We start from the raw sequence: 15,776 nt of genomic DNA, 5'->3' as shown, positions 1-15,776 counted from the left end.
GCACGACCATGCACTTCACCTCCGAACGACGCCTCGAAGACGCCCTCGAGCGCGAATTCACCCTCGGCGACATTCCCGGAATCCTGTGGACGCCCGAATCGGCGGCACCGGCCCCGCTGATCCTGCTGGGGCACCCCGGCGGACTCGGCAGGATGTATCCCCGGCTCGCGGCCAGGGCCCTGGCCTGCACGGCGACGGGTTACGCCGCGGCCACCATCGAACTCCCGGGCGCCGGTGACCGGCCCCGCTTCCCCGTTGTCGACGAGGCCCGCGCAGACCTGCAGCGCGTACTGAAGGCCGGCGAACCGGTCACCGAAGACATCGTCGACCGGCTCGTCCTCCCGCTGGTCGAAACGGCGGTCCCGGAGTGGCGGACCACCCTGGACGCTCTCCTCGCGCTGCCCGAAATCGGCGGCCCGGTCGGGTTCTCGGGCGGGGTGATCGCCATCGCGACCCGGCTGGCGCTGGTCGAGCCACGGATCGCGGCCGCCGTTCTGTTCGCCGGGAGCTACGTGCCTCGCAGCATCCTCGAAGAGGCGCGGCAGGTCACCATCCCGTTGCTGGTCCTGCTGCAGTGGGACGACGAGGGGAATGATCGGCAGCAGGCCCTCGACCTGTTCGACGCGTTCGGTTCGCGGGAGAAGACGCTGCACGCCAACATGGGCGGGCACACCGGTGTCCCGCACTTCGAGGGAGACTCGGCGGGCCGGTTCATCACCCGGCACCTGAAGTAGGTCTCGGGCACGATGTCGATTTCCGGGTGCGGCGTTCGTAGCCAGGTCGAGAGGGCGCCACGAGGGCGCCGCCACGACCACAGGAGACACGATGTCGCACCCGGAACCCGTCGCCCGCCGTATGTACGACCTGGTCGAGCCCATCGGCCTGATCCCCTACTTCGCCGACGAGTCCGACGAGGCCCTGATCGCGCTCGGCCTGCGCAACCCGTGGGACGCCTACTTCGCCGGGCGGGCCGCGCCGTTCGGCCGGTCGGTGCCCGCCGAGGTGATCCACGCCATCTTCTACAACTTCGCCCCGGGCGAGGTCGCACGTCACCTCCCGAAGGTCTGGGAGCTGACCACGCCCGAGGCGGCGCTGGCCGCCCGCGAGCGGGGGTGCGTCGCGGGAATGCGGCGGATCCTCGGTGACCTCGCCGACGACCCCCGCATCACGCCCGCCGGCGAGCTCCTGCTGAAGGCGGCGACCAGCGCCCCCGTCGAGGGACGCGCCCTCTTCGCCGCCGTCCGAGCGCTCCCGGTCCCGCAGGAGCCCGTGGCGCGGCTGTGGCACGCGGCCACCCTGTTGCGCGAGCACCGCGGCGACGGCCACACCGTCGCATTGCTGGCCGAAGGCATCGGCGGGACCGAGTGCCACGTGCTCCACGCCCTGTCCGCCGGCATCCCCGCGAACGAGTTCGGCCGGGTCTGGCATCTCCCCACCGCGCAGCTGGCCGCGGTCGTGGACGGGATGAGTGCCCGCGGCCTCATCGGCACCGACGGCCGGCTCACCGACTCCGGCCTGGCCACCAAGGAGCGCGTCGAGGCGATGACCGACCGGCTCGCGGAGGCGCCTTACAACGCCCTGAGCCCCAGCGAACTCAAGCGTCTCGTCGCCGACCTCGAACCGGTCTCGGCCGCCATCCGGGCCACCATCCCGTGGTAGTTCACCGGACGCGATAACGCAGGTGGGTGGCGGCGCCCGCGACAGGTTCACCCAGGGGCACGAGCTCGCCAAGACGCCCGCCGAACACGGAGGTCCCCCGGCCCAGCACCACGGGGGCGAGGTGGAGGTGGACCTCGTCGAGCAGGCCCGCGGCCAGCAGTTGCCCGGCGACGTCGGCCCCGAGCACGACGACGTCCTTGTCCCCGGCCGCGTCCTTGGCACGCCGGACCGAGGCCTCCAGCCCGTCGAAGGCGAACGTGCCGCCGTTGTCGCCGAGGAGATCTTCCCTGGTCCGGTGGGTGATCACGAAACTCGGGACACCGGGCCACGGCGTCCCGCCCCACGGCCGCAGACCGAGGTCGAAAGTGCGCCTGCCGATGACGGCCGCCCCGACCCGCGCGTTCACCTCCTCGAAAACGCGGGCGTCGGGGCCCTCCCCGGCCATCCATTCGTGCAGCCGTTCCCCGCCGTCGCCCATGGGCTCTTCGGCCCGGACGTCCGGCCCGGCGGTGAAGCCGTCCAGCGACATCGACACATCCAGCACCACCTTGCTCATCACAAGGCCTCCTTCGCTCCCGTCCGGCGCTTTCAGGAGGGAGTCGGAGCGGGCTCGACGGTCTCGACACACACGCACGAACGCCCTTGCCCGATCCGGACAAGGGCGTTCACAGGGCGCGGTTTTCAGTCGTCGGCGCGGAGTTCGGCATTGAGGCGCTGAGCTTCGTGCAGCTGGTCTTCGAGGGTGACGATGCGGCAGGCGGCCTCGACGGCGGTGCCCTGATCGACCAGTTCCCGCACCCGGGCGGCCAGGCGGAGCTGGTGCCGGGAGTAGCGGCGATGGCCGCCGGAGGAACGCTGCGGGGTGATCAGCCCGGCCTCGTCGAGGCTGCGAAGGAAGCCCTGGGTGGCGCCGAGCATGTCGGCGGCCCGGCCCATCGTGTAGGCGGGGTAGTGCTCGTCATCGAATTTGTCGGCCCCGTCTGGCGAGGCCGGTCCGGTTTGGTCAGGGATCATTCCACCTCCACATCACAAAGGACCCCGGGTGCCGACGCGGCACCCGGGGTCCTCAGGGTTGGGTTTCACCATTGTCAACCGACGTGACCGCCGGCCTCTTGCACCCGCGTCCGCTGGGAAGCCGGACTTCGCGGGGATCGCTCATTCGTGACCGCGAACCACCTCCGAACTCGATGGAACTACGGCACCCGCGCGGCGCTACCTTGCCGCTGCGGGCGATCCAATGATGTTGCCGTTCCCTTCTTTCCTGTGTTTTCCACTTGCTGGGTACTGCCACTTCACCTGCTACGGACGACACCGGCGGGAACCCTTCCACTGATCGGTCCCAGCACGCTGACGCCGCTGGCCACTGCCCGGAGCCCCGTTCACTGATCGGCTCCGGCCACCTGACCGGTCCTGCAACTGCATTAACCGACTAACAACTACGCGTTCTTCACGGGCGCACGTGCTCCGCCCGCTTCGTGCACTTCCGCCAGGGCCGGTACCACCTGGTCGAACCTTCTTCACAACCCGGCCCTGAGATCTTGCTCCCGGCCAAGCGCCCGGGGCCTTTTGCTCGCCCCGGCACCGCCTGACCGGCTCATCTCACATCTCGCGGGTAGTTACGTCATCTCCCGCGCCTGCTTGACGTTGTCTTTCTCGGTACAAGGAGAACATTACACACACCCGCCGTTGAATGTCTACCCCGGCCACCATAGATTTTCTGTAGCGCCGGTTGGACGACAGCAGAAGGAGCACCCAGGGCCATGAGTGACGACCTCGCGGGAGATTCGCTCGACGAGCGGTACGGCCTGACAGAGGTGCGTGACCTGGACGAGTACGCCGAAGCTCTCACCCGCCTGGCCGAGCGAGGGCTGCGAGACGAGCGCGCGACGTTGCTCTCGGAAGCCGAGGCCTACGCGGTGGCGGAGCTGCTCGGCCGGTTCGCGCTCAGCGAGCCATGGAGCGCGTTGAACCAGCTGGCCGCCTCCCTGGCCAGCCGGATCTACAACCGCCTGGGCGCCTGAACGCGGCGAAGCCCAGGGCCTGTGTCACAAGGAATCGTCCGTCAGTCGATCCCTTCGATGATGCGGAAGTCGCGCTCCACGCCGTCGGGGAGGGCCGTCAGCGCCTTCTGGTAGGCCTCGCTCTCGTATGCCGCGACGGCCTGTTCGAAGCTGTCGAACTCGACCAGGACGACGCGGTGCGTGGCCCCGGCTTCGTGGGCCACGATCCGGCCGTCACGGGCCAGGGTCCGCCCGCCTCCGGCTCGGACGGCCACGCCGGCCAGCTTGTTGTAGCCGGTCAGCGTCTCGGGGTCGGAAATGGCGGGGTAGACACTGACCCAGTAGCCCTTGGCCACGGAAACCTCCTGCGTTCGAGTGATACATGAAGTATCCGCCGCCGGGACGATGTCCGGAGATCACGACCGGCGCAGCAGGTTCCCGAGCGCCTCGGCTGTCGCCTCGACATGAGCGGTGGTGTGGGCCGTGCTGAGGAAGACCTTGCCGGAGGGCATGAACAGGAAGCCCTGCCGCAGCATCCCTTCCAGGATCACGGTCCAGAGCCCGCCGGTGCCGTGGATGCCGGTGGCCCCGGCCGCGGGGACGTACTGAAGGAGCGAGCCGACTCGGTTGAAGCCGCCGCCGTCGGGAACCGAACCGAGAGCGCCGCCGACGAGGGCTTCGAACTCGGACGCGATCTCTTCGAGCGTCTCGTAGACAGCCGGGTCGGCGAGGACGCGCATCGTCGCTTCGACGGCCGCGAGCGCGATCGGGTTGGCGTTGAAGGTCCCGGCATGGACGACGCCCGCCGTCACCTGATCGATCAGTTCCGCCCGTCCGACGACGGCGCTCTGGGTGAATCCTCCGGCCATCGCCTTTCCGTAGACGGACAGGTCCGGGAGCACGCCGTACTTCTCGGCCGCGCCGCCACGCGCGATCCGGAACCCGGCGATCACCTCGTCGAAGACGAGGACGACGCCGTGCCGGTCACACGAAGTTCGCAGCGTGGACAGGAACTCCGGCGTGGGTGCCTCGACACCGGCGTTGCTCATCACCGGATCGACGAGCACCGCGGCGATGTCGCGTTCGACGGACTCGCTCAGGAGACGCTCGGCAAGAGGTGCGTCGTTGAAGCGCGCCACGACCAGGTCGTCCAGAACGCTGGGAGACTGCCCTTTGCCGCCCGGCCGCGCAGGTCGATCCCCGTCGTCCTCGGACATCCCGGCGTAGACGGTGTCGTGCCAGCCGTGGTAGCTCTTGGCGAACTTGAGGACGCGGCGCCGCCCCGTCGCGGCTCGGGCGAGGCGCAGCGCGACCTGCACCGCTTCGGTTCCGGTATTGCTCCACAGCAGCCGCTCGCCGTGGGGCACGGCTTCCAGGACCGCTTCCGCGGCGAGGTATTCGAGGGCGTGACCGGTGCCGACGACCTGCATCCCGGCCGCGGCCGCGGACACCGCGGACAGCACGCGCGGATCGCCGTGGCCGAGCACGAGCGGCCCCCAGGCCATCACGTAGTCGACATACCGATCGCCGTCGAGATCCCAGACGTGCGCGCCTCGTGCCTCTCGCACGAAGAGCGGGTGGGGACGCATCGCGGCGCGCAGGCCCGACCCCACCCCACCGCCGACGCTGCGACGGGCTCGTTCGAACGCGATCCGCGACGATTCCAGAGCCATGCGACGATCGGTCCCTTTCAGTACTTGATCACCGAGCGGATGCCGGCGCCGCGCTTCATTTCGTCGAACGCCTCGTTGATGCCTGCCAGCCCGATCACGCGTGTCACCAGCGAGTCGAGATCGATCCGGTCGTGCATGTAGTGATCGACCAGCAGCGGGAAGTCGACGTCGGGCTTGCTGGAGCCGTAGTTGGATCCGATGAGCGAAAGTTCCTGATCGGACATGACGAACGGATCGATCGAGATCCGTACACCGTCCGCCACCTGCCCGGCCACGACGGCCCTTCCGCCTCGCGCCAGCACCTCGTAGGCCGACTCGATGGTGCGCGGCAGCCCGATCGCCTCGATGGCGACCTCCACACCGCGTCCGCCGGTGAGCCGGCGTACCCGGTCCGCGAGGTTCTCCCGTCCGCTGTTGATCAGCTCTGTCGCACCGAAGACGCGAGCCTGCTCGAGCTTCTGGTCGGAGATGTCCGCGGCGATGATCCGTCGCGCGCCGACCAGGCGGGCACCCTGGATCGCGTTCAGCCCGACACCGCCGCAGCCCAGAACCAGCACGGTGTCGCCCGGCCGGACCTTCGCGGTGTTGACCGCCGCTCCGACTCCGGTCGTCACAGCGCAGCCGATCAGGGCCGACTGTTCGAACGGGGCGTCGTCCCGGATCGCGATGGCGGCCGATTCGGGCACCAGGGTGTACTGGCCGAACGTTCCCAGTCCCGCGAAGCTGTACACGTCCTGTTCGCCCGGTGACGTGACGCGAGTCCGGCCATCGAAGGACAGGTGGTTGGCCGAGTGCCGGCTGACCATGTCACAGAGGACGGGCCTGCCGCTGACGCAGTAGCGGCATCGGCGGCACGACGGCGTCCACGAAAGGACGACGTGGTCGCCCTTCGCCAGGGTCGTGACACCTTCGCCCACGCTCTCGATGATTCCGGCGCCCTCATGGCCGAGAATCATCGGCGCCGGCACTTCCCATTCCCCGACGAGCGCGTGCAGGTCGCTGTGGCACACCCCGCTCGCCTTGAGCCGTACCAGTACCTCACCGGGCGGCGGCGTATCGGGCAGCGACACTCGTTCGATGGTCAGCGGAGCGTCCGGTGTCGTGAAGACGGCGGCGTCGAATTCGACAGGCATGGCAGATTCCCCTCTGGCTAGGGTGATTCACGTCCGAGCCGTACGGATGAGCTTCTTGTTGGCGAACTCGTCGATCCCCGCCCGGCCGAGTTCACGGCCGAAGCCGGACCGCTTGACTCCGCCGAACGGCAGTTCCGGGCCTTCGAGGCCGACGCCGTTGACGAAGACCATGCCCGCCTCGATCCGATCGGCGACCCGCATCGCTTGTTCGGGGTCCGTGGTGTACACGTAGGAGCCCAGCCCATAGGGGGTGCTGTTGGCCAATTCGACGGCCTCGGCTTCGGATTCCACTCGATAGACGGTCGCGACGGGGCCGAACAATTCCTCGGCGGCCGACGGCGAAGCCGGTGACAGTCCACTAAGGACAGCAGGCGGGAAGAACGCGCCGTCGCGTCGCCCTTCGCAGATCAGGGTCGCGCCGTCGTCGACGGCCCGCTGGACCTGTGCTTCGAGGCGCTCGGCGGCCGTCACCGAGGACAGCGGAGCCGTTCCGTCAGCCCTGGCGAGCACCTTTTTCGTGAACGTGTCGAGGAATTCGTCATGGATGTCCGCGGCGACGATGATCCGCTTGCCCGCGTTGCACGCCTGCCCGGTGTTCTCGAATCGAGTGTCCACCGCGGCCTGGGCCGTGGCGTCCAGGTCGTCGGACGACAGCACGATGAACGGGTCCGAGCCGCCCAGTTCGAGTACCACCTTCTTGAGGTGCCGTCCCGCGATTTCCGCGACTCGCGCGCCGGCGCGCTCGGAACCGGTGAAGGACACGCCTTGCACGCGGCGGTCGGCGATGGCGCCGGCGGCCTGTTCGTTGGTCGCGTAGACGTTGACGTAGCCGCCATCGGGAAGGCCCGCGTCGGTGAAGATCCGTTGCAGGGCAGCCGACGACTCCGGGCATTGCGGCGCGGGCTTGAGCACGATGGTGTTGCCAAGGACGAGGTTGGGCGCTGCGAACCGGGCGACCTGGTAGTATGGATAGTTCCAGGGCATGATGCCCAGCAGGACACCGATCGGCTGACGGCGGACGAACGCCGTGCCCTCCCCCTCGATCAGCTCGATGGGCTCGTCGGCGAGGAACCTGTGCGCGTTCGCGGCGTAGAACGAATAGATCGACGCACTGAACTCGACCTCGGCGGCGGCTTCGTCCAGCGGCTTGCCCATCTCCCGGTGGGCGATCCGGGCGAGTTCGCCGCTGCGCGCGGTGTGCAGGGCGGCTACGGCGCGCAGTAGACCGGCGCGCTGAGCCACGGTCTGGTTCGACCATTCCCGGTAGGCGTTCGCGGCCGCGCCGAGCGCCAGGTCCATGGCCGCGTCGGTCGCGGACGGATACTCCCGTACCAGCTCGTCGGTAGCCGGATCGACCACGGCGTACCGCTGTGTGTCCGCCTTCATGAGGACGCACCCGCTTCCTGCGCCGTCTTCGCGCTGGAAGCGACGTTGTGGTTGTGCAGCACGCGATAGCCGATGAAGTAGACGAATCCCTGGGTTCCCCACGTCGCCAGCGCGGCGGTGTAGAAGAACGTGCGGTTCGCGTCGTCGAACGGGAAGGGGAAGAAGTCGTAGGTGATCGCGATGGTGATCGCGGCGGCGGTCACCAGTCCCGTCCAGATCGCCGGCCCCTTCGCGCCGATGTCCCAGAGCCGCTTGGCGAAGTACGCCAGGAAGACGGCCGTGACGACGTTGGCCACGACGTAGAACGCGGCGACGGCGAACGCCCCCTGGTCGACGCGGGGATCTTCGCCATGGAACTGCCGGAGGAACAGCCCGGCCGCGGTGGCGAGCGCGAACACGCCGACATCGACGGTGCGGGACGGCTTGTAGCGATGGGTGACCTTCATCAGGCCCATGACGAGGATGAGCGTGATGCCGACCGACCGGGAGAAGGCGTCGAAGAAGTACGCCACGTCGTACAGGAGGCTGTCCGTGCTGCCTCCGAGCAGCGACCAGAGCAGGAAGTTGCTGCCCGAGGTCGCGACGACCATCCATTCCAGACCGAGCAGGTAGTTGCCGTAGCGACGGATGAACTTCCAGCCGAAGAAGTAGCCGACGAAGATCATCCACAGATCGGCGAGGAGGAAGAGTGCGTCCTTCATCGCGCCACCACCTCCTGGGGTTCGCGCGCCACCGCGGCCGCGACGCGCTCGGCGGTGCGCTGACCGGTCAGGACGGCGCCGTTCATGGTGCCCGCCCACTCGCCCGCGGTTTCTGTGCCTGCCCAATGGACGCGCCCGTGCGGCTCGGTGAGAGCGGGGCCGTAGCTCGTGGTCGCGTACGGGGCGACGGCGGGATTCGGGCCTCCCGGGGCGAACGGTTCCGTTCCCCAGCAATGGTCCACGTAGTCGATGGGCGCGTTCGCTTGTGCGCCGTACAGCTGGACGAGCTGCTGGACGACCCTGCCGCGTCGATGCTCGGGGCTGAAACCGTCGAACACGCGGGGGTCGCAGAACGCCATCAGGACGCCCGGCCCGTTGGCGTCAGGGGAAACGTCGAAGGCGATGAACACGGTCCCGGTGTCGGTCAGTGCCTCGCCCGAAAGTCCGCTGGTCCGCCAGAAGGGCTTTTCGTAAGCGACGAACGCCTTGCTCAGGACGCCCATACGCCAGGTTTTCGCGAGCCCTTCGGCCTGCTCGGGCAGGGACGGGTGGAAGTCGATCCCGGCGCGATGCGCCGGCGCGACGGTGACGATCGCGTACTTCGCCTTGATTTCTTCCGCGTCGGTGCGGACCGTGACGCCGTGGTCGTCTTGGGAGATCCGGCGGACCGGTGTGCCGAGGACGACGCGGTCGCCGAGTTTCCCAGCGACCCGCTTCGCGATCTCCTGGGTGGTTTCGGCGTACCGTTCCTGTTGCTGGCCGCCCTCCACGTCGAGCATGTGGTCGACCCCGCCCGCCGCGCGGATGTAACGCAACGCGTGCAGCAGCGAGACGTCCCCCGGACTGCAGCCCCACTGCACCTTGCTGACGATGGTCATCAACGCACGGGTGGCAGGCAGCGCGTTCTTCCGGTCGAGCCATTCGCCGAACGAGATCACGTCGAACCGGCCGGCATCGGGAGAGTTCCAGGCGGCTTCGACGTCGATACTCGCGACGAGTTTGTTCAGCGCCAGCTGCACGCGGGCCATGTCGACCAGCGCCACCGGCGAGACCGTGGGAATCGTGCCCTGGTAGGTGCGGCGTCGGCCGGCCGCCCACAGGACATTGCGTCCTTGGTCGAACTGGTCGGTCGTGGTGCATCCTGCCCGGTTCGCGAGATCGCGGATCGCCGTGTGTCGCCGGGAGACCCAGGTCGCGCCGAGATCGACGCGCACCCCGGCCACCTCGCCGGAGAGCGACCGGCCACCGACCCGGTCGCGACCTTCGACGACCCGGACGGACCGGCCCATGCTCACGAGCCGCTCCGCGGCGCTCAGACCGGCGAAGCCGGCACCGACGACCACGACATCGACCGAGGCGGCCCGGGAGCCTGCCTTACGAGAACTCGACATGCTTTTCTCCTTTGCCCACGCGGCTTCGCGTGCCGCGAGAGGTAGTGGTGGTTCAGCGCACCCGGGCAGCGGCGCGAAGGGCGCGACGCCGGCTGCCGTTGATCAGATCGGTGAAGCGGTCGAGTGCCCACACCATGCGCAGGCCACGCGGGCCGACCATCGCGAAGGGAGGGAACTTCGGCTTCTTCGCCCAGATGCCGTCGAGATCGTCGTGTCGCACTCCGTCCACGATCAGGTCGGCGATGAGCGACCCGACGTACGGTGCCTGGGCCAGTCCGTGTCCGTTGCACGCGATCGAGTAGTAGACGTTGTCCTCGATCCGCCCGGCGATCGACAGCCACGACGAGGTGATCGCGATCCAGCCGCCCCACGCCCTCTCCACGGCGACGTCGGCGAGGGTGGGGAAACGTGTCGCGAACGCGCCGGCGAGCTCTTCGACCAGCGCCCGGTCCGGGGCCTTCGCCGGAAGGGGGTAGGTCATGCCGCGCTCGACGCGCCGGACGCCGAACACGATGGTGTTGCGCGGGGTGAGGCGGTAGTGCTCCATGACCTGGTGCTGGGTGATCACTCCCGACCGGCTGGTCCAGCCCAGTGCGGCGAGACGCTCCGGGGCGATCGGCTCGGTCTCCATCTCGATGAGCCACATCGGCACCGAGAGACGCTCGGGGGTGATGTCCCATTCCCCCGAGTAGGCGTTCGTCGCGAGCACCGCCTTGTTCGCCCGCACGGTGCCGCCGGGCGTCGTGATCACGACCTCGCCGTCGCGCCGGGTCACGTCGGTGACCTTGGTCCGTTCGAAAACCCGGGCCGACGACGAGACCAGGGCGCCGCGTACTCCCCGGCTCAGCTTGCCGGGATTCAGCATCCCGCCCACGGCCTCGCGCATGCCGCCGACGAAGCAGCGGGGAATGCCGAGTTCCTCGCTCGTGCCGACGTGACCGCGTCCGCCGGCGTGCCGGAGAATCGCCGCCAAGGTACGCGTCCGAAGCATCTGTCCGGGTCCCACGGCGGCGAACGCCAGGCCGTTGGGCTCGTAGTCGCAGTCGATGTCGCGGGTCTTGATGAGGTCTTCGACGAAGCTCGCGGAATTCTCGGCCAGCCGCACCATGCCGGGCACCTTCTTGGGATAGAAGAGGCCCAGCAGCCGGAGGTCGCCGCCCGGAACGCTCGCGATCTGTCCCCCGTTGCGCGAACTGGAACCGTAGCCGCAGAACTCGGCCTCCAGCAGCACCACGTCCTGGCCGCGCTCGGCGAGCCGCAGCGCCGTCGCCATCCCGCCCATGCCCCCGCCGATGACCGCGACATCGCACGCGAGGTCGCCGTCGAGGCTCGGCAGGAGGTCCGCCGGCGGGTCGATCCAGCCGCTGAAGGTGCTGCACTCGACGTCGTCGATCCTCATGAGGTTGCGCCCGCTTTCCGCTCAGGAGATCCGGACATGGTTTCCCCCTTCGGTCACGCGCTTGGCGTGTTCCGAGATGTATCGGGTGATGGGTTCGACCAGGGCCTCCGGAGTGTGGTGCCCCATTCCGGGAATGACGACGTGCTGCGCGGAGCGGATGGCCCGCACCGTCGCGGCACCGCCGCTGGGGGCGACCAGAAGGTCCTGATCGCCGTTGATCACCAGAGTGGGCGCGGTGATCCTGCTCAGCTGGGCGGTCCGGTCGCCGGACGCCTGGATCGCCTGGATCTGCCGGGCCGAGCCCGCGGCCAGGTCGCCCGCGCCGCGGTCCCAGCCACCCGCCGCGACGGCGGCCTCGGCCACGTCGTCGATGGGGTATCCCGCTCCGGCGATGTGGCCGGTGATCCGCAGGTGGGCACGCACGGCCGCGGTTCTGGTCCGCGCCGGCCGGGCGGTGAGCAGCCGCATCGTCGACCACGCGGGCTGACCGACCTTCTTCGCACCCGTGGTCGAGAAGATCGAGGTCAAGGACAGGACACGCGCGGGTTCGGCCGCGGCGATCGTCTGCGCGATCATCCCGCCCATGGACCGGCCGACCAGGTGGGCTTGCCCGATCCCGAGGTGGTCGAGGACGCCGACGGCGTCGGAAGCCATGTCCGCCAGCGAATAGGCGTCGCCGCGAGGGCGCGCGAGCACCTGGCGCCACAGCCGGGGCGGCGGGGTGGCCGCGAACGTGGACCGGCCGACGTCGCGGTTGTCCATCGTGACGACCCGGAATCCCCGGTCGAGAAGCGCGCCGACGAACGAGACGGGCCAGAAGGTGAGGTCCTCGCCCAGTCCGGCGATGAGCAGGATCGCGGGGCCGGCCTGGTCGCCGTGGTCACGGAAGCAGATCGTCGTGCCGGACGGCAGCGCCGCGTACTGGTCGGCGTTCTCTTCAGACATGGGCCGACCGCCTCTCCCCGGGCAGCACCGCCGGCCGGGTGGTGCCGAACTCGAGGTTTTCGTCGGCGACCGGACCGCGCAGCGCCTTGGCGTCCTCGGGATAGGACATCGCCATCCGCCACGGGGCGACGGGCCCCTGTTTGGGCAGCCGGCTCTCGGCGCGCCTGGCGTAGCCGGCCTTCAGGTCCATGACCGGCCTGCGTGGCATCCCCGGCGACGCGACCGGGACCACCCGGTCGTGGCCGTGCGCGTCCATGTGCCGGACCAGGTCGATGAAGTAGCGGCACATCAGGCTCACCTTGAGCGTCCAGGAGGAGGTCGTGTAGCCGATCGCCATCGCCCAGTTGGGGATCCCGCTCAGCAGCATCCCGCGGTAGGAGACCGAGTCCGCGATATCGGTTTCACGCCCGTCGACCAGGATCGGCATTCCGTCGAAGAGCCGCATGTTCAACCCGGTCGCGGTCACGATGATGTCGGCTTCGAGCTCCTCGCCCGACTCCAGGACGATGCCGCGTTCGCTGAACCTCCGGATGGCGCCGGTGACGACGGAGGCGTCGCCCGCCGTGATCGCGTCGAAGAAGTCGCCGTCCGGGGCCAGGCACAGCCGCTGGTCCCACGGGTCGTACGGCGGGTTGAAATGCTTGTCGACGTCGAAGCCCTTGGGCAGCCGCTTGAGGTTCTCGCGGCGGATCATGGCCCGCCCGAGCTTGGGGAACGCCCGCAAACCCTTGACGATCGCGTGTTCGACCCAGATGTTCTTGAACCTCGTCGCGGCGTACCCGCGCTTCTCCCCCAGCAGTTTCGTCAGGGTCGTGGCGACGCGGTCGACCCGGGGCAGCGCCATGATGTAGGCGGGAGTGCGCTGCAGCATCGTCACGTGTTCGGCGGCGTCCGGCCCGGTGGTCAGGGCCGGTACCAGCGTCACCGCGGTCGCGCCGCTGCCGATGACGACGACCTTCTTGCCGCTGTGGTCGAGGTTCTCGGGCCAGTGCTGCGGATGGACGATCTCTCCCCCGAAGTCGTCGCATCCGGGGAACTCCGGGGAGAACCCCTTGTCGTACCGGTAATAGCCGGTGGCGGCGAATACCCATCCCGCCCGGATCGTCTTCGTGGCCGACCCCGGCACCTCGACGCGGAGGGTCCACGTCGAGTCCACTGAGGACCATTCCGCCCGGACGACCCGATGGCGCAGCCTGATCAGGCGCTCGAGGTCGTTCTCCTCCACCGTCTCCTGGAGGTACTCCCGGATGAGCGGGGCGTCGGCGATCGCGGCCTCGTGGCGCCACGGTTTGAACTCGTAGCCGAAGGTGTGGAGGTCCGAGTCCGACCGGATGCCCGGGTAGCGGAAGAGATCCCAGGTGCCGCCGATGTTGTCGCGGCCCTCCAGCACGACGAGTGACTTGCCGGGCAGCTCCCGGCTGAAATACGCCGCCGCGCCGATCCCGGAGATTCCCGCGCCGATGACGACGACGTCGAACTCCTCGACCGCGTCCCTCACCTCAGCTGTCATGTCTGCCTCTCCTCGCCGAGCCGGCTACCGATGGCTTTCCACTGTCGTCAGCCATGACTCCGGTCACAACGACACTGAGCACAGGGTTCGCGCGAAGCTGGTGCACGATGCACTCGGCACATGCCGTGCCGACTCGTCGGAGGGGAGGCACACTTCGGGGATGGAAGAGCTGTGGCCACCGCCCGCCCCCGAGGTCGCCGAGGCGATCCGGTCTGTGTGCCAGCGACTCCTGCCGGACGCGGAAGCCCTGGCCGACGCCCTCTCCGCGTCCACTCGCCGAGTGCAGTACGACCCGGCCGTGCTCACGGACGCATCGCTGGGCGAGGAGGACCGGGACCTCAACCGCTCGGATCTCGTCCAGTGGCTGACCTCGAACATCCAGCACCCCGGGCGGCGGGTGGAGCCCTACCTCGGCCCGAGGATCACCGCGTACATCGGCGATCTCGTCGCCCGCGGCATCGCACCCGACTTCGTCGCGGGATGGCGGGCGGCGCTGGGGATCGGCTGGCGCCGCTGGCTGGAGGAATGCTCGGCGCACTGCGCGGACCGGGACCTGCTCGTGGGCGTCTTGGACGTGTCGGCGAAGTCGCTGGTGCAGTACTCTCTCGACTCGGTCTCGACCCTGCGCGAGGCCAGCCTCGCCGCCGCGATGGGCAACGCGGACGCCGAGGCGATCGCCCTGATCCAGATGATCGCCAGCGGGGCGCCGATGTCGGAGGACTTCGCCGAGGGGCGCCTGCGCTACCGGATGGCACGGTGGCACGTGGGTCTTGTGCTGTGGGTCGACGATCCCGGCAGGCAAGCCGCCCTGGACGAAGCGATCGCGGCCCTGCGCTCCGCTGACGCGGGCCGAAGCACGATGGTCGCCCGTGCCAGCACCACGTCGCGCTGGATCTGGCTGTCGGGAGCGGACACCCCGGACCTGCACCCGGCCGAGAAGATCGTGGCGTCGGCGGACGAGGTTCGCGTAGCGGTGGGCAGACCCGGACGCGGACTCGACGGGTTCAGGTCCAGCCACCAAGATGCCCTGTCAGCCCAGGCGTTGATCGTCCGCCTCGGATCCGGCCGGCGATTCATGGCCTACGCCGACGTCGAGCTGATCGACGCCCTCACGAAAGATCGCGCCAGCGCACGCCGGTTCGTCGTCAACACCCTCGGCCCGCTGGCCGAAGCCGACTCGGCGCTGCGGGAGGCACTCCTCACCTACGTGCAGTGCGGCTTCAACACCACCCGGGCGGCCGCCAACCTCTACGCCCACCGCAACACCATCGAGCGCCGAGTCTCGCGTGCCAACGAGCTCTCGGTCGTCAAGGTCGAGCACAACCCCACCCATGTCGCGGCCGCGCTGCTGGTGCTGGACGTCGCGCCGGAGATCATGGCGGCCGGGTCCAGCTGAGAGCGGGGGAACGTGGGACCGAACGGGGTCGGCGAGGAGGTGGGCCGCCTGGGGCTCGAACCCAGAACCTACGGTCAAATGCCGGGTCACCTACGGGAGTTCACTACCAAGTAGTGCCAGTTCGTGCAGGTCAACGCCAGTCTTTGTCGGGGACGAGTGCCGCCCTGTACCAACCTGTGTCGGGCTCTACGTCGGCAACGGAGCCCAGTCGGAGACGACGCGCCCGGTCGCATACTGGAAACCCAGCTTTGCGTACTCGCGCCTTCCTGCAACCCTAGGCGCCCTCTCCCTGTCGACGATTACCCCATCCCTCGAAGAGAGTCGACGCCAGCCAATGACGACTCTCGAAGGCCATATGCTCCGCTGGAACGCCACGACCACCATCCGAAGGACGCTGCGGGTCCGCTCCTCGTGCGAGCAAGTAAGCCGTGACGTCCACGTGTAGCGGCTCGCCTGTCTGCGTGCGACTGTCGATCTCGACATCAATGGCATGATGCAACAACGTGAACCCATCATGCTCTTCATTGATGTCAGCGCCGCCATCAAGTAGTTCACAAAGCAGCGGAAGATCGCTCATCTCAAC

At 68.8% G+C, this 15,776-nt stretch carries 16 protein-coding genes; 4 read left to right on the top strand and 12 right to left on the bottom strand.

All coding sequences use genetic code 11. The features are described from left to right. The first annotated feature begins 8 nt into the window (after positions 1-8). A complete protein-coding gene (locus ACZ3HL_RS18750; protein ID WP_465532488.1) occupies positions 9-734 on the top strand; it encodes a dienelactone hydrolase family protein in 726 nt (241 codons plus the stop codon). Positions 735-825: 91 nt separating this feature from the next. Beyond that, entirely contained in the window at positions 826-1,659 is an 834-nt protein-coding gene (locus tag ACZ3HL_RS18745) for an SCO6745 family protein (protein WP_465532486.1), read from the top strand. Position 1,660: 1 nt separating this feature from the next. On the opposite strand, the gene ACZ3HL_RS18740 is transcribed toward ACZ3HL_RS18745, so the two are convergent. Continuing rightward, entirely contained in the window at positions 1,661-2,215 is a 555-nt protein-coding gene (locus ACZ3HL_RS18740; RefSeq protein WP_465414970.1) for a dihydrofolate reductase family protein, read from the bottom strand. A 125-nt stretch (positions 2,216-2,340) separates the two neighbouring features. Further along, on the bottom strand, positions 2,341-2,673 hold the full coding sequence (locus ACZ3HL_RS18735) for a MerR family transcriptional regulator (RefSeq protein WP_465414968.1): 333 nt from the start codon (positions 2,671-2,673) through the stop codon (positions 2,341-2,343). A gap of 746 nt (positions 2,674-3,419) precedes the next feature. Between ACZ3HL_RS18735 and ACZ3HL_RS18730 the strand changes: the two genes are divergently transcribed. Beyond that, a complete protein-coding gene (locus ACZ3HL_RS18730; RefSeq protein WP_465532485.1) occupies positions 3,420-3,680 on the top strand; it encodes a hypothetical protein in 261 nt (86 codons plus the stop codon). 41 nt (positions 3,681-3,721) lie between these two features. Here the strand turns inward: ACZ3HL_RS18730 and ACZ3HL_RS18725 are convergent, their stop codons facing one another. The 9 genes from ACZ3HL_RS18725 to ACZ3HL_RS18685 are packed head-to-tail and all read right to left on the bottom strand — an operon-like array spanning position 3,722 to position 13,797. Further along, entirely contained in the window at positions 3,722-4,015 is a 294-nt protein-coding gene (locus ACZ3HL_RS18725) for a DUF1330 domain-containing protein (protein WP_465414964.1), read from the bottom strand. Positions 4,016-4,075: 60 nt separating this feature from the next. After that, on the bottom strand, positions 4,076-5,332 hold the full coding sequence (locus ACZ3HL_RS18720) for an aspartate aminotransferase family protein (RefSeq protein ID WP_465532483.1): 1,257 nt from the start codon (positions 5,330-5,332) through the stop codon (positions 4,076-4,078). Positions 5,333-5,349: 17 nt separating this feature from the next. Then, positions 5,350-6,465: a Zn-dependent alcohol dehydrogenase gene (locus ACZ3HL_RS18715; protein ID WP_465532481.1), complete on the bottom strand. Its 1,116-nt coding sequence runs from the start codon at positions 6,463-6,465 to the stop codon at positions 5,350-5,352. Between the two features lie 27 nt (positions 6,466-6,492). Further along, positions 6,493-7,851 (bottom strand): NAD-dependent succinate-semialdehyde dehydrogenase, encoded by a 1,359-nt coding sequence (locus ACZ3HL_RS18710; RefSeq protein ID WP_465532479.1) that lies wholly within the window; start codon positions 7,849-7,851, stop codon positions 6,493-6,495. Beyond that, on the bottom strand, positions 7,848-8,552 hold the full coding sequence (locus tag ACZ3HL_RS18705; protein WP_465532477.1) for a transporter: 705 nt from the start codon (positions 8,550-8,552) through the stop codon (positions 7,848-7,850). Before ACZ3HL_RS18705 ends, ACZ3HL_RS18710 begins: the two co-directional genes overlap by 4 nt. Next, positions 8,549-9,943 carry a flavin monoamine oxidase family protein gene (locus ACZ3HL_RS18700; RefSeq protein WP_465532475.1) on the bottom strand — a complete coding sequence of 465 codons (1,395 nt, stop codon included), beginning with the start codon at positions 9,941-9,943 and terminating at the stop codon, positions 8,549-8,551. The genes ACZ3HL_RS18705 and ACZ3HL_RS18700 overlap by 4 nt, the downstream gene beginning before the upstream one ends. Before the next feature lie 52 nt (positions 9,944-9,995). Continuing rightward, entirely contained in the window at positions 9,996-11,342 is a 1,347-nt protein-coding gene (locus tag ACZ3HL_RS18695) for an NAD(P)/FAD-dependent oxidoreductase (RefSeq protein ID WP_465532473.1), read from the bottom strand. A gap of 21 nt (positions 11,343-11,363) precedes the next feature. After that, positions 11,364-12,287: an alpha/beta fold hydrolase gene (locus ACZ3HL_RS18690; protein ID WP_465532471.1), complete on the bottom strand. Its 924-nt coding sequence runs from the start codon at positions 12,285-12,287 to the stop codon at positions 11,364-11,366. Beyond that, positions 12,280-13,797, bottom strand: a complete 1,518-nt coding sequence (locus tag ACZ3HL_RS18685) for a flavin-containing monooxygenase (protein WP_465532469.1) — start codon at positions 13,795-13,797, stop codon at positions 12,280-12,282. Before ACZ3HL_RS18685 ends, ACZ3HL_RS18690 begins: the two co-directional genes overlap by 8 nt. A 160-nt stretch (positions 13,798-13,957) precedes the next feature. Here ACZ3HL_RS18685 and ACZ3HL_RS18680 point away from each other — a divergent pair, with 160 nt between their 5' ends. Beyond that, positions 13,958-15,193 carry a PucR family transcriptional regulator gene (locus tag ACZ3HL_RS18680; RefSeq protein ID WP_465532467.1) on the top strand — a complete coding sequence of 412 codons (1,236 nt, stop codon included), beginning with the start codon at positions 13,958-13,960 and terminating at the stop codon, positions 15,191-15,193. 274 nt (positions 15,194-15,467) lie between these two features. Here ACZ3HL_RS18680 and ACZ3HL_RS18675 read toward each other — a convergent pair whose 3' ends face one another. Further along, a complete protein-coding gene (locus tag ACZ3HL_RS18675) occupies positions 15,468-15,770 on the bottom strand; it encodes an ankyrin repeat domain-containing protein (RefSeq protein WP_465532465.1) in 303 nt (100 codons plus the stop codon). Between the last annotated feature and the right edge of the window lie 6 nt (positions 15,771-15,776).

This window comes from Amycolatopsis sp. NPDC000009 (genome assembly GCF_055563465.1).
Note: the sequence above shows the minus strand (reverse complement) of the source record. Positions and strands in the feature narration are given on the sequence as shown.